This is a genomic window from Streptomyces sp. NPDC015139, assembly GCF_043079785.1.
Taxonomy (GTDB): Bacteria; Actinomycetota; Actinomycetes; order Streptomycetales; family Streptomycetaceae; genus Streptomyces; species Streptomyces albidocamelliae.
This window is the reverse complement of sequence record NZ_JBIBUW010000036.1, coordinates 1-21,298: the sequence shown is the minus strand read 5'-3', so window position 1 is coordinate 21,298 and position 21,298 is coordinate 1. Positions and strand designations below refer to the sequence as shown.

The following is a 21,298-nucleotide window of genomic DNA, read 5'->3' as shown; positions in this document are numbered from 1 at the left end:
GGTACTGTACGTCCCGCTACGGGACGGCGACGACCAGCAAGGATCACACCCGCCATGACCACCTCCCTCGTCCTCGACCCCGCCCAGGCCGCGGCCCGGCTCCCCGAACTCACCGTCATCGACGTACGAACCCCCGGCGAGCACGCCGTCGGACACCTGCCCGGCGCTTTGAACATCCCGCTGGACCGGATCCGGCACGCCCTGCCCGAACTCCGGCAGGCGGCCGAGCGCGGCGAGCTGCTCCTGGTGTGTGCCTCCGGCGCCCGTTCGGACACCGCCCGCAAGCTCCTGGCCGAGGCGGATGTTCCGGCGGCCTCCCTCGCCGGCGGCACCGGCGCGTGGGCCGGCGAAGGGTACGAGCTGCACCGGCCCGCCGCCTGTGACACCCGCGCCCGCTGGAGCATGGAGCGCCAGGTACGCCTCACCGCCGGCGCGGCCGTGCTCCTCGGCCTGCTGCTCACCCTGCTCGTGCACCCGGCCTTCCGGATCCTCTCCGCCGGCATCGCGGGCGGCCTCGTCGTCTCCGCGGTCACCGACACCTGCGGCATGGCCGCCCTGCTGGGCAGGCTGCCCCACAACCGCCCGCGCCCGGCGGACCTCGCCGCGACGCTCACGGCACTGCGCAGAGGCTGACCGGGCCGGGGCGCCGGAGGGCACGGATCCGTCCGGCACGCCCGGATCCGGGGCCATCGGACCCCGGTGAGGCCGTTCGGCGACATGACAGCCGCCGCCGGCCGGGTGAGCCTGAAAGGGCACGGCGCCTCCACTGCCGCCACGAGCGGCGCCGGAGTGCCGCTGCCCGAAGCCACCGGGCTCAGGCGCGAGCCGGGCACCCGCACAGAGAGGCTGATGTCATGGTCTGGGCATCATGGACCACCCCCGGCGTCTTCACCGGCCGGGGCGGCGCACTGACCGACGAGGCCGGGGTCGTCACCGGCGACCTGACCGTCCACACCACGTGGGACGGCAAGGAGGCCCAGGTGAAGGTCCAGTACACCGGCACCCTGGACTGGTTCACCCTCACCGGGAGCCCGCTGCCCTGCGGCTCCGAGCAGCACAGCCGCGAACTGCACCAGGCGGCCGTGGAAGCGGTCAAGGCGGGCGGCGCCTCCCTCGCGCGGCCCCGCACGAGCACCGCCCAGTGATTCGGGCAGGACTGCATCCTTTCGCCGGATTCGACCGGAACCGTCTCTGGCGGTGGGGCGCACCCGTGATCCGCGGTGCCCGCTCCTCCGCCACAGACCCCTGTCCGCCGTAGGGAAGGATGCGCCATGAGGCTTCGCGACGAGATGCCCGTGGACCACAGGCTCGCGACGGTCTACCGGTACGGCGCCGGACTGTGCGGAGTCATCCTGCTGGTCTTCGGCTGTCTGGGCTTCGCCGACGAACTTCGCCCCTTCGACACCGCCGGGACCGACGTCGCCGGAATGTCGACCAACGGACTGCTGAGCCTGATCTCCGTGCTCTTCGGGGCGATGCTGATCGCAGGCGCGGTGATCGGCGGCAACATCGCCTCGGCGCTCAACATGACGGTGGGGGCGCTGTTCCTGCTCAGCGGCTTCGTCCACCTCTTCATCCTCGACCGGCCGGCGAACATCCTCGACTTCGGCCTGGCGAACGTCCTCTTCTCCTTCGTCATGGGGCTGCTCATCGCGACCTTCGGGATGTACGGACGGGTGTCGGGCGGACTCCCGCACGACAACCCTTACTGGCGCCGCCGGCACGCACGGGAGGCCGCGCAGGAGTCCCTGGCCGCCCGCCGCCGGCAACGCGTCCAGGGAATCCTGGCCGGCACCCGGGAGCCGACGTCCGCCCGGCCCCGAGGCTGATCTGCGAGCTGGACGCTCGGTGCCGACGCCCCGGGACACGAAGTCGCCGTGTGTACAGGACACTCGTCCACCTGCGACGGCGACTCCGGGGTGGACTCGACGGGCCGTCGGCCGCATCGGCAGGCGGCCGCTGCACGAGATCGGCCTCCGCGGGGCCCCGGCCGGTCGAGTCAGCCCGCTCATCATCGGGACGACTGAGGGTGACGGTGCATCGCGTCGTGGGCGTTGAGCGAGGTCCGTCCGTGGCGGACGACTCGTCGTCGAGGGTCGTCATGCCCCGGGTTCGACTTCCGCGTTCGGTTTACGATCATTTCGTGCGCACGTGACCGTTCTTGAGTACTGCGTAGTACACCGTGTGCGGAAGTCGGAGCCTGAACACCAGGCCGTACCGTTTGCGGATGGCCGAGACGGTAGCGGCCTTCGGGTCATGTACCGAGCGTGACACCGGTGGATCATCGTTGGGGCCGGCGTAGGGCTCCTCCACCAGTGGGCGCGTGGGCCCGCCCGCGGTCGCGTCCCAGCTCAATATCTGCCCGGAGGCGGTCAGGTTGGTCGACTCCGGGGCACGCGAACTCCTGCCTGCCGGACCGCGTCCCCGGTAGAAGGCGACCAGCCGCCTGCCCTCGCGGTCATGCGTGAAGGGGATGCGGCTTTCCGGCGCGCCTCGGCCGGACCGGCCGTGGTCGCCCGCGGTCAGAATTCTGTCGAGCGTGTCACCGAGGTCCCGGGGACCGGCGCCGTAGTAGGCGGTGACGTCCATCGAGCAGACAACCTTGAAGTCGTCGGTCTCCTGCTGGAAGAACCAACCGGGTCCCGACCCCGGCACGCAGTAGTCGCGCACGATCACCAGCCCCAGCGGCATGGATGCGCGTTCGGCGTACGCCCGAGCCGTGGTCCGAAGCTCCCGCTCCGCCTGTCCCCGAGCCCGCATCGCCTGATCGTTCTGCCCGAGCGTGCGCAGTTCTTTCTCGTTGACGGCTCGGTCCGGGGGCGTGGAACAGGCGGAGACGGCCAACAGAGCCACGAGCACCGACAACGTCCGGACGCTCCTTAAGCCGACGCCGCGCCGCGCGATGTCCCCCATACTCGTCTGCCTCTCATCGACATTTGCCCTGCCTCCGTCTGAAGGTCGGTCGACCGCCACTGTTCAGCAGGGGGGTGGAGGCCGGCATGAGTACTCGTACTCAGAAAGGTGCAAGCGGCGCCAGGCTGCGGACGCCGACTCCTTGCCGGCTGGGTTGGAGAGCCGGGGGTCGGTCGGCGCTTCTATCGTGCAGACATGAAGCACTGGGTTCGAAGGCCGTTGCCACAGCATGAGGAGATCAACGTCGTTTTTTTCAGAGGAATTTCCACGGATGCGCTGACCCGAGGACTGCTGGCCGAGCGTCGCCTGCCGATCGCCTACGGCATAGGCGAGGACTGGAGCGTCATCATGCACGACATGCTCAGCTGGGAGAGCACAGACCACGACCTCGTCCCGTACGGGCAGTTGTGCCGTCGGGGTGGTGAGCTGGCCGTCTTCGTGACCGAACCCTGCGTGGCGAAGGCGCATGCTCCCGCCTTCGAGTACTACCGCGCGGGACAGCTGATCACTCACTTCAGCTTCGAGGATCTGTCCCGCCCGGGAGGGGGAGACCCACATGTGCTGGTGCCGGCTCTTACGGCCGCCAAGGTGATCGGATCCGAAGCAGTGATCGGCGACGATGACGACGAACGAACCGTGCAGGCGATCGCGGAGTTCCTCTCGCTGCCCGAACTCGACATGCCGTGAAGGCCGCAGGCCGGGCGGTTCGTGGGACGTGCCCCATGCACCGCCCCGCCCGGCGAGGGTCGTCCGCTTCAGCCGGCGGGCGTCAGTGATAGGCGGCGATCATGGCAGCGAGGAAAATCGCTGTGGACGCCATGAGCGCCGGAACGCGGTAGCGCTTCCATGCGGCGAGAGCCAGGCATCCTGACCAGGCGGCGCCGGTGAGGGCGACGGCAGACCACCCGCTCGCCGCGCCGACGGCGAGGGGAATGGGAGCCAGCAGGATTGTCGACGGGATGATGACGAGCCTTGGTCTTATGTCCAGGTGCTTGTAGGTGATGGTGAGCACGAGCAGGGTGACCGTAAGGATGAGGGGCAGGGCTGTCAGGTTCCACCAGGTGATGCAGGCCATGTCGCTGTCCTGGCAGGTCCGAGTGCTGCGGCGGTCTGCCCAGGAGAGGTAGCTTCGGGCGCCGGTGGCCAGAATCGCCCCCGTGGCAGCTGCGCCCAGCACACGCGGCAGAGCTGAGCGGGGATGCACCGAAGAGGTAGTCATGGGGCCAGACTTTCGAAGAACTGTGGCGCGGGCATGAGTACCTGTACTCACACCTCAGCCTTCTACGTCTGCGGGGCGGACCGTGAGCCGTCGCACCACAGGCTGCCGGCCCAAGTGTCTGTCCCGCACCTGGCTGTCAGTCGTGAAGTCGGCGCCGGTGATGCGTAGTTGCAGATCTTCGTGGTAGCTTCTGTGCGCCGTGCATAGCTGCGAAATAAGGGAGGTGAGACCGATCAACACTGTGACAGGTCGGGGCTCCCTCTTTCGCATGGTCTAGGGAGTGCCCGAAGGAGGCATCCCGAAAGGCTTGAATCGCTATGCGTTTCACCTCGGAGACGTCGATCGACGGCGTCCGCGAACAGCTCTTCTTTCTCGGCGAAATCCCCGGTGTGCTGTGGACACCGGAAGGCGCTCTCACTCCTCGTCCGCTCATCGTGGTGGGGCATGGCGGCGGCCGACACAAGAAGGATCCTGAAGTGGTGTACCTCGCACGTCGGTTCGTCGGCGAGTGCGGTTTCGCGGTCGTGGCAGTCGATGTGCCAGGGCACGGGGACCGGCCGGTGGTCGAGGAGTACAACCGGATTGCGGCTGACAACCAGGCACGTGTGGAGGCCGGCGAAGAACTTGCGCCGCTGATCGCCGAATTCCAGGCCATGGTGGCCCGTCAGACCGTCCCGGAATGGCAAGCGGTCGTGGATGAGGTCCAGCGGCTCGATCATGTCGGTGCCGGCCCCGTGGGCTACTGGGGGATCTCGCTGGGCTGCGGCCTGGGCGTGCCGTTCGTCGCGGCCGAGCCCCGCGTCCGCGCGGCGGTACTGGGTCTCGGCGGCGTCCGAGGGACGCGCGAAGACGCCGCCCGGGTCACCGTGCCGGTCGAATTCCTGGTGCAGTGGGACGACGAACGCGTCCCACGGGACAAGAGCCTGGCCCTCTTCGACGCCCTGGCCTCCGCCGACAAGACACTCCACGCCAACCCGGGCAGGCACGGGGACGTTCCGGCCCTCGAGCATGACAGCGCGGTGAGGTTCTTTTCCCGACACCTCGCGTGACGCTCTGAGTATCGGTCTGTGAGGCGTCGACCGCGGCCCGTGCTGGTCGACGCCTCAGGACTTCGACGTCATGGGGCGCAGCGAGTGTCTCCATCTCCTTCGCCGGTCGCCGGGAAGACTGGCGAGCATGCAGCTCGGGCGCATCGCATCTCTACCCCCGTCCGGCGGCGAGCCGAGGCCACCCGCGACCGGCTCCTTCATAGGTGACCTGCCCATCACCGCCACCGACCCGGACGGCTACTACGGCACCTTCACCGACTGCACCGCCGGCGACGGATACGGGCTGCTCGGCTTCTACGCAGAGGCCGAGATTGCCACCCCTGGGGAGAGCCCCTTCGCTGCCTTTGTGACGCAGGTCGCCGATGCCCTCTGGGCAGGTGACCTCAGCGGCACCGAACGCTATTGCCCCTGTCGCAGATACTGGGCGCCGCAACTCCGGCAGAAGGGCTCGGCCGCGTCCGTGCCCCATGCCTCGGCAGGCCGGGTCTCGGCAGTGGGGTCGAGGTCGCGGCCGCACAACGCCCTGACCACGCCCGTTTCCGTCATGTGCCAGGTCGTGTCGCGGGCCTCGCCCGACCGCGGCGGCGTGCCCTCCGCGTACTCCGCGCGCAGTTCGAATTCCACGGCCCACCCTCGCTTTCCGCACCGCTGATGCTGTGCGGTCAGTCTCGCAAACGCCGGGCGCGGACGGCGGCCCGCACCCGCACCTGCGCTCAGAGGTCGATGACGCGCACCACGAAGAACGCCGCGACCAACAGGCAGCCGAACACGATCAGGGACAGCCAGAGGCGCGGGTGCTCCCAGATGCCGCCGTCGGGGCGCTCGGGGTGGGCCTCCGCCGTGGACCCCTCCACGGGGGGTGTCTCACCGGGAGGACGCAGTGACTCGGTCATGATCACTCCAGGGTGGTTCGGTCGGTTGGGTCGGGCACGCTATGCGGCCGGACGCCGCGGGTCTTCGTAGTTGGCCAGCGCGAGCCCCAGGGCGAAGAACGTCGGGGCCCACTCGCCGACGAAGATGCCCCAGCGGTCGGCGCGCTCCAGGTCCTCGGTCCTGCTGGAGGTGAGCCAGGAGACGAGCGACAGGCCGATGGAGGCGGTCCCGGCCAGATAGGCGTGCTCGCTCGTGACGCCGGCGTCGTGCAGCCTCTTGACGATCATGATTTCTCCCGGTGCGGTGGGTGGGCCCGCGTCCCGTCGGCGCCGGACCGGCTCGCACGACGGGATGGAGCGCTCAGTCACACATATTTCGGGCGCACCCGCGCGGTCGGATGCACCACCGCCCCACCGAACGTCCCGTCCGCGAGGCGTCAGCCGGTGCCGGACGGCCCGTCACCGGCCAGCACCGCCACCGCTTCCCGCAGGCTCCGAGGACGCCGTAGCTGGGTCTCGTGCCGGGCGGCACCCCAGCCCGGTCCGCAGACATGCACGGCCGTATGTGTGCGGGCGCCGCGCACGCCCCATCGCGTGGCGGCGAGGTGGCGGGCCAGCGCCAGGCTCGCGGTGGACCGGGACTGGGACCACAGGACCACCGCCGTGGATCCGATCCGCCGCACGGTGGCCACGAGGGCCTCGGCCGGAACAGCGCCGCCCAGCATGAGCACGGGCAGCCCCCGCTCCGAAAGCACGGCGCTCAGCGCCTCCAGCGGCAGGGTGTGCAACTCCCCGGGCATGCAGGCCAGTACGACGGGAAGCGCCTCCCCGCTCCGGCCCGGTGCCCGCGACGAGCGGACGTAGCAGTGCCGCAGCGTCGCGGAGACGTGCCAGGACAGCAGGTGTTCGACCTCCACGTACTGGTCACCGGCCGACTCCCACTTGCGGCCCACCGCGTGCAGCGCGGGCGCCAGGATCTCCTCCCAGGCCGTGATGACCCCGTACGTCGTGACGGCCCGGTTCAGTTGCTCCTGCACCGCTACGGCGTCCAGCCGCACCGCGGCCCGTGCCAGACCCCGGCACTCCTGCCACACGCTGCCGAGCGGCAGCCCACCGCCGGAGCGCCCCGCCACGGCGCCTTCGGACGCTTCGCCGCTCCCGGAGTCCTCGGACACCCGCCCGCCGTCGGGCGGCCGTTCGGCAGGGGAGGGCCGCCCGGGAGCGAACGCCCCTCCCGCGGGGAGCTCTCCGGGAGGCCCGGGCTCCACGGCGGGCCCCCGTCCTTCCGTGGACGTCGGCGCCCCGACGCCGTCCGGCACGGCGCGTCGCCTCGCGACCCTCGCCGCCTCGGCGGGTGGCACGCCGGCGGCGGTCATCCGGCACATGTCCTGCATCATGGCCACGTCGTCCGGCGACCAGCGACGGTGGCGCCCCTGTACGCGAGCCGCCGGGCCGAGCCCGTAGCGGCGGTCCCAGGAGCGCAGGGTCGTGGGGGAGACGCCCAGCTTGCGGGCCAGGAACCCGGTCGTCACGCCGGCTTCGTCACCGGGATGCGCACCGCTCCGCGATTCGGTCGTCGTCATCGTCCGGCCTCCAGAACACCCAGCCGACCGTCGTTCCTAAGCGGCACAGGAGACGAGCGCGTCCTCCTGGAGGCAGCGGCTCAGACGGTGCAGCGCACGACGCTGGTGGCTCTTCACCGTCCCCAGGGGCCAGCCCGTGACCCGGGAGATCTGCACCTGCGTGAGGTCTTCGTAGTAGGCGAGGTTCAGCACCCGGCGCTGCGGCTCGGTCAGCTCCGCCATCGACTCCCCGATCAGCACGCGGTCGAGCACGGTCTGCGGATCGGTGAGCGGCCGGCCGTCGTCCAGGGCGAGCAGGGAGGACGCCGTGGCCACCAGTTCGGTGCGGCGGGTGCGGGCCGCCAGCGCATCGGCGATCTTCCGGCGGGTGATGCCCACCAGCCACGAGGACAGGGAGCCCCGCTCCGGACGGAAACCGCCACGGCCGCGCCACGCGGCGAGGAAGACCGTCTGGGTGACGTCCTCGGCCTCGCAGGGGTCGCCGAGGGCGCGACGGGCGAGCGCCTGCACCAGCGTGCCCCACTCCCGGTAGACCTCGGCCAGCGCGTCCTCGTCCCCGGAGACGAAGCGATCGGCCACCTCGGCGGCACCGGAGGGGTGGGCGGCTTCCGGCGTGCGGCCGCAGTCGATGGGGACTGTCTGCGTAGCTGTCATGGTCGGCCACTCCCGTGCGAAGAACGGCACGCCCCGCGCTGTTCGCGGATCGCCGACGGTCACCTGTGGCTGTCCGTCCCTGACAGCCTCACGCCGAAACGATGCACACAACAACCCGCATCGTTTTTGCAGCGTTCCGGTCGCACCGTTCCCGCCTCGTACGCGGCAAACGGTGCACCGATCCCACGTCCGCGGCGGGATCCGGGGCACCGTCCGTGACAACACCGCCCGTACGGGTCACCGGACGCGCCAGACTGTGCGAATGCTGAACCGCTTCTCCGATGTACCGGACGACTTGATCGGCCGTTCGCACGAACTGGCCCTGCTCGCCGGAAGCCTGGGCGGGCAACGCGTCGTCACCCTCACGGGCGTGGGAGGCGTCGGCAAGAGCCGGCTCGCGCTCCACGCGGCCGACCATGTGCGGCGATCCGACGGGCGAGCGGTGGCATGGGCCGATCTCTGGCAGCTCCGGGACGACCGGCTCCTGTTACCCCTGGTGGCCGATTCGCTCGGCTTCGCCGACCACACGTACGGGGAACCGGTCGACTCCCTGGCCGGCTGGCTGAGGGGCCAGGACCTGCTCCTGGTACTGGACTCCTGTGAACACCTGACGAGCAGCTGCCGTGCCCTCGTCAGCAGGCTCCGCTCCTCGTGCCCGCGGCTGACCGTGCTCGCCACCAGCAGGGAACCGCTCGGCATCAGCGGTGAACAGGTGGTCGGAATAGAGCCGTTGCCTGTCGACACGGATGCCGTGGACCTGCTGGTGCGCCGAGCGGCCGCCCTGGGCGTGCCGCTCAGCCGTCCCGAGGACCGGGTCACCGCAGCACGGTTGTGCCGATGGCTGGACGGCATTCCGCTCGCCCTGGAGATGGCCGCGGGCCAACTGGCCGGCGCCACCGTGGGCGAGGTCGAACACCACGTCCGCTCACGCATGGACCTCGGCGCGGCGACCTACGGTCAGGCGGCACCGATGCACCAGCGCGCGTTGCGCACGACGATCGGCTGGAGCCACGAACTGTGCGAGCCGTCCGAACGCCTCCTCTGGGCCCGGCTCTCCGTCTTCCGCGGGCCCTTCGACGCCGAGGCGGCGCTGAACGTGTGCGCGGACGACGCGCTCCCCACCGCGGCGGTGCGCGCCGGCCTGGAGGCGCTGGAACGCAAGTCCGTCCTGACCCGGCACGGCGACCGCCACCGCATGCTCGACACCGTCCGCGAGTACGGACACCTGTGGCTCGGCGAACTCGGGGAGGAACCGGAGTCGAGGAGGCGGCACGCGCGGTACTTCCAGGCGCGCGTGCGCAAGGCCGACGAGGAGTGGCAGAGCGCCGCCCAGACGCACTGGTACCGGTGGATCGAGGACTGCCACGCCGACCTGTGTGCCGCGCTGGACCACTTGTCCTCGACCGGAGCGGCGGCGGCCCTCGACATGAGCGGCCGCCTCGGCTTCTTCTGGAGCTGCGGCGGGCACCTCCGGGAGGCCGCCGAGTACCTGGAGGACTGCCTGGCACGCTGTCCGGCCCCTGCCCGGGTGCGCGTCAGGGCTCTGTGGGCGCTGGGCGTCACCCGCGTACTGTGCGGTGACGGCGCCGCCGCGCGCGAACTGGCCGAGCGCTGCTCGTGGGAGGCCGACCGCTGCGACGACGCCGACGGGAGCCTGCGGGCCGCGTACCTGCTCGCGCTGATCCATCTGCTGGACGGCCGCCCCATGGCCGCCGGCCACGCCGTGGACCTGGCGCTCCAGCGGGCCACGGGCTCGACGGATGTCACGGCGGCCACGGTGCTGTGCCGCCTGGCCCGGGTCTTCGCACTGACCGGACAGGGGTTCCTCGGTCAAGCGCGCACAGGAGCACTGGAGTTGCGTGCCGACTGCGCGGAGCGGGGGGAATGGTGGGGCCGGTCCTACGCCGACTACCAGTTGTCGCTCATCGCGCTGTTCGAGGACCGGAGCACGGACGCCGTGGACCACGCCCGGTCCATGGTGGAGGGCAAGCACCGTATCGGTGACACGTTCGGCATGGCGCTCGGCCTGGACCTCCTCGCGGCCGCGCTGGCGGCGCAGGGAACGGGCGAGCCGGCGGCGGCCGCCTACGCGCTCGGCGAGGTCCTGTGGAGCGCGGTCGGCCATCCGCAGCGCGGCACACCGGAGTTGGGCCCCGTGCGCGCACAGTGCGAGCGCGCCACCCGTGCGCTGCTGGGCTCCGAACGCTACGAGGCCGTGCTCGCGCAGTCGGCAGTACGGGACCCGGAGACCGTACTCGGCGAGATCATGGGACCTTCCTGGCCGACGGCCTGACGTCGGGCGTGACGACGGACGAGGCCTCCGCGCCCGCCGGACGGCTCAGCCGGCCCGGCCACCACGCGGCCCGGCCCAGGTCCCGCACCAGGGCCGGCACCAGCAGCGACCGGACCACCAGCGTGTCCAGCAGCACCCCGAACGCGACGATGAACGCGATCTGCACCAGGAAGGCGAGCGGGATCACGACCAGAGCGGCGAAGGTCGCGGCGAGCACGACCCCGGCGGAGGTGATCACGCCACCCGTGGCGACCAGTCCGCGCCGCACTCCCTCGCGTACGCCGTGCCGCAGCGACTCCTCCCGCACCCGGGACATCAGGAAGATGTTGTAGTCGACGCCCAGGGCCACCAGGAAGACGAACCCGTAGAGGGGCACGGACGGATCGGTGCCGGTGAAGCCGAGCGCGTGCTGGAAGACCAGGGCGGACACCCCGAGGGTGGCCAGGAAGCTCAGGGCCACGGTGGCCACCAGCAGGACCGGCGCCACCAGGGACCGCAGCAGGCCGATCAGTACGACGAGGATGACGGCCAGCACCACCGGGACGATCAGCGAGCGGTCGCGTTCGGCGGTCCGCTCGGTGTCATGACGCTGCGCGGTGAATCCCCCGACCAGAGCATCGGCCGACGGCACCGCCCGCACCGACGACCGCAGCCGGACCACCGTCGCCCGCGCCCCCTCGCTGTCCGCGCCGTCCCGCAGGGTGACGTAGAGAAGCACCCGGCCCTCGGCGACCCGTGCCTGCGCGGGGGAGCCGGGGCGGCCGTCGCGGGTCAGCGGCGCCACCGAGGCGACGCCCGCGGTGCGCCGCGCCGCCGCGGCGACCTGGGTGAGTCGGTCGGCCCGCGCCGTCACGAGCGTCGGATTGCCCGATCCGCCGGGGAAGTGCCGGGCCAGGGTCTGCTGAGCGGCGACGGACGGCGCGTCGTTCACGAAGATCTCGTCGAGGGGCACCCCCTTCGAGGCCAGCGTCGGGGCGGGTGCGGCAAGGGCGAACAGGGCCACCAGGCAGACGGCCCACACCCGGCGCGGGGTGCGGTCGACCCGGCCCGCGACCCGCTCCCACAGCCGTCGCCCGCGCTCGCCCGAACCCTGCCGGGACGGGTGCGCGGGCCAGTAGGCGGCACCCCCGAGCAGCGCGAGCACCGCCGGCAGGAACGTGAGCGCCGTCAGCAGGGCGCACACGATGCCGATGGCGCCGACCGGTCCGAGAGCGCGGTTGTTGGTCAGATCGCTCAGCAGCAGAGCCAGCAGGCCCGCGGCGACGGTGGCGGCACTGGCCACCACCGCACCCGCCGACCGTCGTACGGCGGCCCGCACCGCGGCGAAACGGTCCCGTCCGGCGCCGAGTTCCTCCCGGTGCCGGGCGGTCAGCAGCAGGGCGTAGTCGGTGGCGGCGCCGATGACGAGGATCGACAGGATGCCCTGCACCTGACCGTCCACGCGCACCACGCCACGGTCGGCGAGGACGTAGACCACGGCACACGCCACCCCCAGCGCGAAGACCGCCCCAAGGATGATCACCAGGGGCAGCAGCACACTGCGGTACACCGCCAGCAGGATGACCAGCACGGTGACCAGAGCCACGACCAGCAGCAGCCCGTCAATGCCGGCGAACGCGTCGGACAGGTCGGCCTGGCTCGCCGCCGGGCCCGCCAGTTGGACCGTCGCCCCCGGCACCCGCTCCGCCGCCGCCCGGACCCGGTCGAGGGTGTCGGGGAGCCGGTCGCCGAGGTCCGGGCGCAGCGGCACGACACCCTGGAGGGCCTCACCGTCCCGCGCGACCAGCGGAGGGGAGACCGGGCCGGCCAGCGCGGGGTCGCCGTTCAGCGAGGCCAGCGCCCGCGCCGCGCGCGGCTCCAGCCCCGCCGCGGAACCGCGGTCCCCGACGGTCCACACGACGATCGCCGGCAGCGACTCGTCCTGCGCGAACGTCTCCTGCTCCCGCAGCACCCGGGTCGACTCGGCGTTGCGCGGCAGGAAGGCGGCCTGGTCGTTGGTGGCGACCTCGCCGAGCCGCCCGGCGAAGGGCCCGAACGCGGCACCGGCGCCGAGCCACACGACGAGCAGGACGAGGGGGACGAACCAGCGGGGACGCCGGACGGTCGACATCGTTCTCCTTCACGAAAACGGACTGCGGGCCCCGGCGACGGGATCGGCACCGGTGAACCCGATCCGACTACGGCTGTCCCGGCGCCCACGGATGCACGCCCGCGCGAGCGGCTTCCCCCGGCCGGACCCGGGTTCACCCGACCGGCACGGCCACTCGCGCCCTCGCATCCGCCGGAGCCCCCTGAACCGAAGAAGTCCATGAAGCGCCGATGACACCGCCCGCAGGCGCGCCGGGCGGACCGGCACCACCTAGGGCCCCAGGGAGGCCGCCGGCATGACGGACTGGCACTGGCTGTTCGGCGACCAGCTCGGCCCGCACTTCCTCGCACCGGGCGACGGCGGGCCCGCCAGGGACACCGGGGTGGTGATGATCGAGGCCCGCTCGGTGTTCCGTCGGCGCCGCTTCCACCGCGCCAAGGCCCACCTGGTGCTCTCCGCGATGCGCCACCGGGCCGCCGAACTCGGCGACCGCGTCCGCTACGTACGCGCCGAGACCTACCGGGAGGGACTGCGCAAGGCGATCGGCGACGCCCCGGTGACCGTGCACCACCCCACCTCGCGCGCCGCCCTGCGCCTGGTCGGCTCCCTGGACCAGGCGCGGATGCTGCCGGCGAGGGGCTTCCTGCTGCCGCAGGAGGCCTTCCGCGCCTGGGCCGGGGAACACGACGGGGGGCGGCTGCGGCAGGAGGACTTCTACCACTGGGTGCGCCGGGAGTTCGACCTCCTCATGGACGGCGACTCCCCGGCCGGCGGACGCTGGAACCACGACCACGCCAACCGCGAACCCCCGTCCAAGGGGGCACGGACCCTGGGCGCCCCGAGGCCGTACCGGCCTCGCGAGGACCACATCGACGACGAGGTGCGCGCCGACCTCGACCAGTGGGAGGACGAGGGAATCCGCTTCGTCGGCCGGGACGGCCCGAGGCGCTTCCCCGCCTCCCGGCGCGAGGCGCTGTCGGCGCTGCGCCGGTTCACCGAGCACCGGCTCGCCGGCTTCGGCCCGCACGAGGACGCGATGCTCGCCGGCGACCCGGTGATGAGCCACAGCCTGCTGTCGTCCTCCCTCAACCTCGGTCTGCTCGACCCCGCCGAGTGCGTGACGGCCGCCGAGGAGGCCTGGCGCTCCGGGCGCGCTCCCGTCCACAGCGTCGAGGGCTTCGTACGGCAGATCGCGGGCTGGCGCGAGTACGTGTGGCAGTTGTACTGGTACTTCGGCGAGGACTACCGCCGGCACAACGCCCTGCGCCACCACGCCCCACTGCCGGAGTGGTTCCTCGAACTGGACGCCGACGCCGTCTCCGCCCGCTGCCTGGCCACCGTCCTCGCCCAGGTGCGCGACACCGGCTGGACGCACCACATCCCCCGGCTGATGCTGCTGGGCAGCTTCGCCCTGCAACGGGGCTGGGACCCGAGGGAGGTGACCGACTGGTTCCACCGCAGTTTCGTCGACGGCTACGACTGGGTGATGCTGCCCAACGTCACCGGCATGTCCCAGTACGCCGACGGCGGCCGGATGACGACCAAGCCCTACACCTCCGGCGGCGCCTACATCCACCGCATGAGCGACCTGTGCGACGGCTGCGTCTACCGGCCCGGCGACCGCACCGGCGAACGGGCCTGTCCCTTCACCACCGGCTACTGGTCCTTCGTCCACCGCCACCGCGCGCTGCTCGCGGGCAACATGCGGACCTCCCGCGCCGTGCAGGGCCTGGACCGGCTCGGAGACCTGGAAGAGGTGCTGCGGACCGAGCGGGGCCGCGGCGAGGGGCCGCCCTGACGGCTCCCGCGACGGCTCAGTGCCGCGCGAGGTCGGCCGCGACCTCCCGGGCCGCCCGCGCCCCCGACGCCAGCGCCCCCTGCACCGACCCGGTGGCCCGGTGGTCGCCGCACACGTACCGTCCGGGAGCGACACGGCTGCGACGGCTGAGCGGCAGGCCGGGCGACATGACGGGCAGCGCGTCGGGCACCGTGCGGACGGTGAGCCGCTCCCAGCCGCTCGTGTCGGCCTCGTAGCACTCGGCGAGCGCCGCCCGCACCGCCCGCTCCCGGCCCCCGGCGTCGTCACCCAGCACGGAGGTCGCCACCAGCGCATGGCCGCGGGGCGCGTGACCGGGGTGCACCTCGGTCAGCACACAGCTGTTGGCGAACCGGCGCCGCACGTCCGTCACCAGCGTCGGCTCGCGCAACGGGGACCGGGACGCCAGGTGGTAGTAGGTGGTGACACTGCGATACGGCCCCACCTCCTCGCCCGGCAGCAGCCGGGACGCGGCCGCCGGACCGGCGACCACCACCGCCCGCGCCGCGAGCGCGCGTTCGGCGCCGGCACCGCCGACGAGCACACCGTCGTCGGTGAGCTCCGTCACCGGTGACTCCAGGGCGATCGTCCCCGGCGGCAGCGCGGACGCCAGCAACTCCGGTACGGCACCCACCCCGGCGGCGGGCAGGCAGATGGTGCCGCGCGCCATACTGCGCCACACCAGGTGGAAGAACCGGCCCGAGGTAGCCAGTTCGTCCTCCAGGAAGACGCCGGACAGGAACGGGCGGAAGAACCGTTCGACGAAGTCGTCGCTGAAGCCGGCCCGCGCCAGGGCGCGTCGGGTGGAGACGTCCCGGGACCGCCGCCGCAGTCCGACAGGGGCCAGCGCGTCCCAGCCGGTCAGCGCGGCCAGCGCGGCCAGGTCACGAGGTCCGGCCGGCCCGGCCGACAACCCGCTCAGCGCCTGCCGGGGCGCCCGCGTGGGATCGGCGAACCTCAGCCGTCGTTCCCCCGTGTGCACCAGGAACCCGGGGGTGAAGGGCCTCAGCCGCAGCTCCCGGAGCGGGAGGCGCCTGCGCACCTGCGGGTAGGCGGTGTTGAAGACCTGGAATCCGCGGTCCACCACACAGCCGTCGATCCGGTCGGTGCGCATCCGGCCGCCGACGCCGTCCCCGGCCTCCAGCACCCGCACCCGCAGCCCGCGTGCCCGCAGGTCCCGCGCACAGGCCAGTCCGGCCAGCCCGGCACCCACGACGACGACGTCGTACGACTCCCCGTCCCGTCCACTCCGCAACGCCGGTCCTCCTCCCGCCCGGGATCCGCACCGGGCCCGTCACGCATTCCCGTCGACGGCGCTCCACGGATGCGGGGACGCCGGGTCGGCCACGCGCCACGCACACACGCGCCATGCCCGGAGCGGGACTCCCTCCGCCGGTGAGCGAACCTCCCGCGAGCCATCCGGGCGAGACGGAAGCCCCGTACGGCATGGTGCCCACGGCCGGGGCGCCCCGCGGCGGATCCTGACGTCTTCCCCCACCGGGAGAGGCCCGTGAGTGATCCCAGAGCCCGAGTGACCCCGAGACCGGCGTCCGTCGCGACGAGCGACGACTCTCCCGCCCCGGGGGTCATCGGCATCGGACTCGCCGCGGTGCTGACGTTCGCCCTCGCCCAGGGCTCGTGGCAGTGGTTCGCCACGTTCATCGGGGTGACGCTCCTCGCGGTGCTGCTCGCCTTCCAGCGGCGGGCCGACTGGTCGCCCGGCATCCGCTCGCCGTACCTGCGCGGCCTGGTCGCCTACGCACTGGTCGTCGGGCTGTGCGTGGCGATCGCCCTCGCACCCCTGCTGCAGCGCCGCGCCTGGCTGTTCCCGATGCCGGGCACGCGCGGCGAGTGCGCACTGATGGGCAGGTACGCGGCCCTCCAGGCGAAGGCCGCACTGGGCGACCTGGGCGGCAGCGACGGCGCCGCCCTGGCGTTCGCGCAGGAGACGCAGGCGGGCAGGGCGGTCGCGGAGTGCCTGGCGGCCACGACGACCCTGTGGCTGCCGGTGTACGGGCTGGGGGCCGCGGTCCTGGTGGGCACGGTCGCGTGGTTCCGCGACCGCGACCGGGCCCGGGGCCGGCTCGGACCAGGGCATCACTGACATGCCCGGCCGCCGTGTCAGATGTTCGATCGGTCGTCCGTACGCGTAAAGCGGTCTCCCTCGGCGGCCGAAGCGTTCACCGTGGATGTGGTGAAGCGAGGTGACAGTCAGGGCCATGTGTCCCAGCGGTGTTCCGTCGAGGTGGACACCGCGTGCGACGGGCGGCTCATGGTGATCAGACTCAGCGGTGAGTTCGACGTCGAATGCGAACTCGACCTGGAGCTCGTCCTCGAAGTCGCCACTTCCGCTGTGTCCATCGAACTGCACGTGGGCGAGGTACGGTTCGCCGACTCGACACTGCTCAATCTGCTGCTGCGCATGACGGACCGGTTCGACGTCCGGATCGTCGGCCCGCTCCGGCCGCAACTTGCCAGACTCATGCGCCTCACAGGCGTCCTGGAGCGGTTCCGTCTCTGCGGCTTGGAAGAGGAGGGACCCGCATGAGGGCCGAGAGCGTCGAGTGGCGGCCGCGGTCGAAGGATGGTGTGGCAACGGACGACAGACACCGCGTCGTCTGCCGCTGCGAGTGGACGGGCGGCGTGTGGCGCCGCGTCCACGGCGAGTTCCCCGCCCTGCTGATGCTGGACAGCGACGGCTCGTCCATCGGCGAGGCCCGTCGTGCCGCGGCGCGGTACACCGCGGCCTGCTGCCCGCCGGTCGACGCGGAGGACGTCGAACTCATCGTCTCGGAGCTGTGCACCAACGCCTACCGGCACGCCACCGGCTGGTGGAGGCTGTGCGTGCACGCCCATCGGGGCCGTCTCGTGCTGGACGTCGACGACGCGTCGACCACGCCGCCGCGCCCCAGGGACCCGGACAACGTGCACGGCACCGGCGGCCTCGGGCTCCTGCTCGTCGCACGACTCGCCGACGAGCAGCGGCTCTTACGGTATCCCGCGGGCAAGACGGTGCGCGTTGTCCTGCGGTTCTGACCCCGCGAATCGCCCGCTCGGGGGCAACTCGCCCCACAGGGACGGACCGTGGCCCCGGCGCCCGGAAGAGCCCGGGTGTGCCGCGCCCGGCAAGGGGCATCCGCTGTGCACCAGAGTGCGTTTCCACACGGCATCGAAGGGATCGACACCATGCTGTCCATCGTCTCGGCGGTCCTGTTCTTCATCGCCTTCCTGATCAACGCGGCCGACATCTCGACCAACGACACCTTCACCTCGACGAACATCATGCTCCTCGGACTCACCGTGCTCGCCCTCCACCTCGCGGGCGTCGGGAGCGGCTGGTCGGTCCGGAGCCGCAGACGCTGAGGCAGGCGGCCGTCACGTCTGGCGGGAGTGCACCGGATCGTTGGCGACCTCGTCCGGGCACTTTCGGTGCGCTCCGCGCTTTCGCCGGTCACCCCGCCAGTCGTACGCCGCGAGAGCCAGGGACGCCGCCATGCCGACCAGGGCGGTGACCATCGCGGTGACCAAGGCACCGCGGTAGTCGTGGCTCCTGCCGAGCACCAGGTAGAACAGGCCGGGCAGCGCCGCGGTGCCCACCGCGGCGCCGAGCCGCTGCCCGGTCTGCAGTGCTCCGCCCGCCGCGCCCGCCATGCGCACGGGTACGTCCCGCAAGGTCATGGTGATGTTGGGGGAGACCACGAAACCGCTGCCGATACCGCCGAGGAACAGGGCCGGCGCGGCGAGCCAGGGGGCGGAATCGAGGGGGGCGAAGCGGAGCAGCAGCGCGGCACCGCCCAGCCCGGCGATCACCCCCGCGAGGCCGCAGACGGTGAGCAGCCGGCCGAACCGGTCCACCAGCCGTCCGGCCACCACGGCCGCACTCGCCGAACCCAGGGCGAAGGGGGTCACGGCGAGACCGGACCGGAGCGGCGAGAAGTGCAGGGGGCCCTGCTGGTAGAAGAGGGCGAAGACCAGCCAGATGCCGCTGAAGCCGATGAAGTACAGGGTGCCGACACCGGCGCCGACGGCGTAGCCGCGCACGGTGGTGAACAGGCGGGGGTCGAGCAGCGGTTGCCTGCCGCGGGCGACGAGGCGGTACTGCCACCGTACGAAGACGGCGAGGATCGCGGCACCGACAGGGAACAGCCACCACCGTCGGCCGATGCCTCCGGAGTCCGCCTGGACCAGCGGGAACATCAGCGCGAGGACCCCGAGACCGAGCAGCAGCACGCCCGGCAGGTCCACGTGCCCCCGGCCGGACCGCCGCAGGTGGGGCAGCAGGTGGCGGCCGAGGAGGACGGCGAGAACGCCGATGGGGACGTTGACGTAGAAGATCCACCGCCAGCCCTGCGCCCCTGAGGCGAGGGCCAGGATGAGACCGCCGGTGAGGGGCCCGGCAGCGGAGGAGACGCCCACGGTTGCTCCGAAGAACCCGAAGGCACGACCGCGTTCGGCACCGCGGAACATCTGCTGGATGAGCGCGGAGTTCTGCGGCGCCATGAATCCGGCCGCCAGACCCTGTGCGAGGCGGGCCACGACGAGCAGGGTGATGTTCGGGGCCGCTCCACCGGCGGCGCTGAACAGCACGAAACCGCTGAGAGCCAGCAGGAAGATACGGCGCCGGCCCAGCGCGTCGCCGAGGCGCCCCGCGGTGACCAGGGCGAGGCCGAAGGTGAGGGCGTACCCGGACACCACCCACTGCACCTGCGCGGGCGTGGCGTGCAGCTCGCGCTGGATGGTGGGCAGGGCGACCGCGACGATCGTCACGTCCAGCAGGCTCATGAAGCCGGCCACGAGGGTGACCCACAGGGCACGCCACCGGCGCTCGTCCGGCTCGTCACCGGCCTCCTCGGATTCCGGGCGCCGGCCGTCCCCCGCTGATCCCGACGTTGTCACATGGGCTCCTCTCACCAGGGCGGCACCCGAGCGACTCAGGGCAGGACCCAGGCTGACCAGGTTCCCCGGAGGATGTACCGGCGAACACCGCGGCCCGCGAGGAGGAGCACGTGTCACCCTGCGTAGCGGACCGCGTGCCGTGTGAAGGGTCTCGTTTACGCGGGTGAGAAGTGCGCACACGTGGTGTCACAGGACCCGCGCGGCCGCTGTGTGTCACGCGGCGCGCGGTTTCGGTGTGTGGAACGTGTCGTGAGAAAGGAACCCCGTCATGGCGGCGCCCGACGAGTCGATGAACAGCGCAGCGGTCAAACGCCACCCCGTGCTGTTCCGTGCGATCGAGAGGCGACGTCATCCGAAACTGCGCCGCGGCGACATCACCGTCACCGACGAGGCCGCGGTCAAACGCGCCACCAAGGCCGCCGCCCTCGGCAACGCCATGGAGTGGTACGACTTCGGGATCTACAGCTATCTCGCGGCGACGCTCGGAAAGGTCTTCTTCCCGTCGGGAAGCGACACCGTCCAGCTGCTGAGCTCCTTCGCGACCTTCGCGGTCGCCTTCCTGGTGCGTCCCGTCGGCGGGATGGTCCTCGGGCCGCTCGGCGACAAGGTCGGCCGCAAGCGCATCCTCTCCTTCACCATGATCTTGATGGCGGTCGGGACCTTCGCCATCGGCCTCATCCCCTCGCACGCGGTGATCGGCCTCTGGGCGCCGGTCCTGCTGATCTTCTTCCGGTTGGTGCAGGGCTTCTCGACCGGCGGGGAGTACGGCGGCGCGTCGACGTTCATCGCGGAGTACGCGCCCGACAAGAGGCGCGGATACTTCGGCAGTTTCCTGGAGCTCGGCACGCTCGCCGGTTACGTCACCGCCTCCGGGCTCGTCGTCGTCCTCAGCAGCCTCCTCAGCGACGACCAGATGCTGACGTGGGGCTGGCGCATCCCCTTCCTGGTCGCCGCCCCGCTGGGCCTCATCGGCCTGTACCTGCGGCTCAAGCTGGACGAGACGCCCGCCTTCCAGAAGCTGGAGGGCGGCCAGGTCAGGGCGAGCGAGGCCGCCGACGCCGTGGAGACCTCCGCCACCGGTGACCTCGCCGAGATCTGCACCCGCTACTGGCGGCCGCTGCTGCTGTGCATCGCGCTCGTCGCGGCGTACAACATCACCGACTACATGCTGCTCTCGTACATGCCCACCTACCTGTCCGACGAACTCGGCTACGGCACCGACCACGGACTGCTGATCCTGCTCGTCGTGATGGTCGTCCAGATGTGCGTCATCAACCAGGTGGGACGGCTCTCCGACCGCTTCGGCCGTAAGCCGCTGCTGATGACGGGCATGCTCGGCTTCCTCTTCCTGTCCGTGCCGTCCTTCCTGCTCATCCGGCAGGGCAGCGTCGCCCTCATCGCCCTCGGCCTGCTCCTGATGGGCCTCTCCCTGGTGGCGATGCTCGGCACGATGTCGGCGGCGCTCCCGGCGATCTTCCCCACCAAGGTCCGCTACGGCTCCCTGTCGGTGGCGTACAACCTCTCCACCTCGCTCTTCGGCGGTACGACCCCGCTGGTGATCACCGCCCTGATCAGTGCGTTCGGTACCAACCTCATGCCGGCCTACTACGCCACCGCCGCCGCGGTCGTGGGCGTCGTCGCCGTCCTGCTCATGAAGGAGACGGCCAACAAGCCGCTGGCCGGCTCCCCGCCCTCGGTCGAGACGGAGGCGGAGGCCACCGAGCTCGTCCAGGCGCAGTCGCCGGTTCCGAGGTTCTGACCAGCAGGTACTGCCGCGGGGCGGCCGGCGGGGATCCGGGCGGCCCGAGGGGCGGGGGGGGGCGGGGGGGGGGGGGGGCGCCCGCCCCCCCCCCCCCCCCCGGGGGGGGGGGGGGGGGGCCCCCCCCCGCCGGGGGGGGGCAGCGGGGGAGCGGG

Annotated in this window: 22 protein-coding genes; 13 read left to right on the top strand and 9 right to left on the bottom strand. The window is 71.9% G+C overall.

The features are described 5' to 3' along the window. The first annotated feature begins 54 nt into the window (after positions 1-54). The 3 genes from ACF08B_RS40285 (at position 55) to ACF08B_RS40275 (ending at position 1,829) form a co-directional block, all read left to right on the top strand. Positions 55-633 (top strand): rhodanese-like domain-containing protein, encoded by a 579-nt coding sequence (locus ACF08B_RS40285; protein ID WP_392322017.1) that lies wholly within the window; start codon positions 55-57, stop codon positions 631-633. A 221-nt stretch (positions 634-854) separates the two neighbouring features. Then, on the top strand, positions 855-1,145 hold the full coding sequence (locus ACF08B_RS40280) for a hypothetical protein (protein ID WP_392322016.1): 291 nt from the start codon (positions 855-857) through the stop codon (positions 1,143-1,145). Between the two features lie 126 nt (positions 1,146-1,271). After that, positions 1,272-1,829 carry a DUF4383 domain-containing protein gene (locus ACF08B_RS40275; protein WP_392322015.1) on the top strand — a complete coding sequence of 186 codons (558 nt, stop codon included), beginning with the start codon at positions 1,272-1,274 and terminating at the stop codon, positions 1,827-1,829. 307 nt (positions 1,830-2,136) lie between these two features. Here the strand turns inward: ACF08B_RS40275 and ACF08B_RS40270 are convergent, their stop codons facing one another. Beyond that, positions 2,137-2,865 (bottom strand): hypothetical protein, encoded by a 729-nt coding sequence (locus ACF08B_RS40270; protein ID WP_392322014.1) that lies wholly within the window; start codon positions 2,863-2,865, stop codon positions 2,137-2,139. Between the two features lie 243 nt (positions 2,866-3,108). Here ACF08B_RS40270 and ACF08B_RS40265 point away from each other — a divergent pair, with 243 nt between their 5' ends. Further along, positions 3,109-3,600: a hypothetical protein gene (locus ACF08B_RS40265; RefSeq protein WP_392322013.1), complete on the top strand. Its 492-nt coding sequence runs from the start codon at positions 3,109-3,111 to the stop codon at positions 3,598-3,600. A gap of 82 nt (positions 3,601-3,682) precedes the next feature. Here ACF08B_RS40265 and ACF08B_RS40260 read toward each other — a convergent pair whose 3' ends face one another. Continuing rightward, complete coding sequence (locus ACF08B_RS40260; RefSeq protein ID WP_392322012.1) at positions 3,683-4,132, bottom strand: hypothetical protein; 450 nt, start codon at positions 4,130-4,132, stop codon at positions 3,683-3,685. A 317-nt stretch (positions 4,133-4,449) separates the two neighbouring features. Between ACF08B_RS40260 and ACF08B_RS40255 the strand changes: the two genes are divergently transcribed. After that, entirely contained in the window at positions 4,450-5,181 is a 732-nt protein-coding gene (locus ACF08B_RS40255) for a dienelactone hydrolase family protein (RefSeq protein WP_392322011.1), read from the top strand. Between the two features lie 127 nt (positions 5,182-5,308). Next, positions 5,309-5,833 carry a hypothetical protein gene (locus tag ACF08B_RS40250; protein ID WP_392322010.1) on the top strand — a complete coding sequence of 175 codons (525 nt, stop codon included), beginning with the start codon at positions 5,309-5,311 and terminating at the stop codon, positions 5,831-5,833. Between the two features lie 61 nt (positions 5,834-5,894). Here the strand turns inward: ACF08B_RS40250 and ACF08B_RS40245 are convergent, their stop codons facing one another. From ACF08B_RS40245 to ACF08B_RS40230, 4 genes are all read right to left on the bottom strand, one after another. Further along, positions 5,895-6,074 carry a DUF6480 family protein gene (locus ACF08B_RS40245; protein ID WP_093698938.1) on the bottom strand — a complete coding sequence of 60 codons (180 nt, stop codon included), beginning with the start codon at positions 6,072-6,074 and terminating at the stop codon, positions 5,895-5,897. 39 nt (positions 6,075-6,113) lie between these two features. Further along, entirely contained in the window at positions 6,114-6,341 is a 228-nt protein-coding gene (locus ACF08B_RS40240) for a hypothetical protein (protein ID WP_392322009.1), read from the bottom strand. A 149-nt stretch (positions 6,342-6,490) separates the two neighbouring features. Continuing rightward, the gene (locus ACF08B_RS40235) at positions 6,491-7,636 is read right to left on the bottom strand and encodes a MerR family transcriptional regulator (protein ID WP_392322008.1); all 1,146 of its coding nucleotides are present in this window, start codon (positions 7,634-7,636) and stop codon (positions 6,491-6,493) included. Positions 7,637-7,672: 36 nt separating this feature from the next. Beyond that, positions 7,673-8,290 (bottom strand): RNA polymerase sigma factor, encoded by a 618-nt coding sequence (locus ACF08B_RS40230; RefSeq protein ID WP_392322007.1) that lies wholly within the window; start codon positions 8,288-8,290, stop codon positions 7,673-7,675. 262 nt (positions 8,291-8,552) lie between these two features. Here ACF08B_RS40230 and ACF08B_RS40225 point away from each other — a divergent pair, with 262 nt between their 5' ends. After that, positions 8,553-10,583, top strand: a complete 2,031-nt coding sequence (locus ACF08B_RS40225; RefSeq protein WP_392322006.1) for an ATP-binding protein — start codon at positions 8,553-8,555, stop codon at positions 10,581-10,583. Here ACF08B_RS40225 and ACF08B_RS40220 read toward each other — a convergent pair. Next, the gene (locus ACF08B_RS40220) at positions 10,555-12,693 is read right to left on the bottom strand and encodes an MMPL family transporter (protein ID WP_392322005.1); all 2,139 of its coding nucleotides are present in this window, start codon (positions 12,691-12,693) and stop codon (positions 10,555-10,557) included. The genes ACF08B_RS40225 and ACF08B_RS40220 overlap by 29 nt on opposite strands. A gap of 274 nt (positions 12,694-12,967) precedes the next feature. On the opposite strand from ACF08B_RS40220, the gene ACF08B_RS40215 reads away from it, so the two are divergent. Beyond that, entirely contained in the window at positions 12,968-14,470 is a 1,503-nt protein-coding gene (locus ACF08B_RS40215; protein ID WP_392322004.1) for a cryptochrome/photolyase family protein, read from the top strand. Between the two features lie 16 nt (positions 14,471-14,486). Here ACF08B_RS40215 and ACF08B_RS40210 read toward each other — a convergent pair whose 3' ends face one another. Next, the gene (locus ACF08B_RS40210; RefSeq protein ID WP_392322003.1) at positions 14,487-15,743 is read right to left on the bottom strand and encodes an FAD-dependent oxidoreductase; all 1,257 of its coding nucleotides are present in this window, start codon (positions 15,741-15,743) and stop codon (positions 14,487-14,489) included. Positions 15,744-15,998: 255 nt separating this feature from the next. Between ACF08B_RS40210 and ACF08B_RS40205 the strand changes: the two genes are divergently transcribed. From ACF08B_RS40205 to ACF08B_RS40190, 4 genes are all read left to right on the top strand, one after another. Further along, positions 15,999-16,592, top strand: a complete 594-nt coding sequence (locus ACF08B_RS40205) for a hypothetical protein (RefSeq protein WP_392322002.1) — start codon at positions 15,999-16,001, stop codon at positions 16,590-16,592. Between the two features lie 90 nt (positions 16,593-16,682). Further along, a complete protein-coding gene (locus tag ACF08B_RS40200) occupies positions 16,683-17,036 on the top strand; it encodes an STAS domain-containing protein (RefSeq protein WP_392322001.1) in 354 nt (117 codons plus the stop codon). Between the two features lie 41 nt (positions 17,037-17,077). Continuing rightward, positions 17,078-17,524 carry an ATP-binding protein gene (locus ACF08B_RS40195; RefSeq protein ID WP_392322000.1) on the top strand — a complete coding sequence of 149 codons (447 nt, stop codon included), beginning with the start codon at positions 17,078-17,080 and terminating at the stop codon, positions 17,522-17,524. Between the two features lie 150 nt (positions 17,525-17,674). Next, positions 17,675-17,851, top strand: a complete 177-nt coding sequence (locus tag ACF08B_RS40190) for a hypothetical protein (RefSeq protein ID WP_392321999.1) — start codon at positions 17,675-17,677, stop codon at positions 17,849-17,851. Between the two features lie 12 nt (positions 17,852-17,863). Here the strand turns inward: ACF08B_RS40190 and ACF08B_RS40185 are convergent, their stop codons facing one another. After that, positions 17,864-19,384: an MFS transporter gene (locus ACF08B_RS40185; protein WP_392321998.1), complete on the bottom strand. Its 1,521-nt coding sequence runs from the start codon at positions 19,382-19,384 to the stop codon at positions 17,864-17,866. Positions 19,385-19,652: 268 nt separating this feature from the next. Between ACF08B_RS40185 and proP the strand changes: the two genes are divergently transcribed. Further along, on the top strand, positions 19,653-21,143 hold the full coding sequence (gene proP / locus ACF08B_RS40180) for a glycine betaine/L-proline transporter ProP (RefSeq protein WP_392321997.1): 1,491 nt from the start codon (positions 19,653-19,655) through the stop codon (positions 21,141-21,143). Positions 21,144-21,298 lie beyond the last annotated feature (155 nt).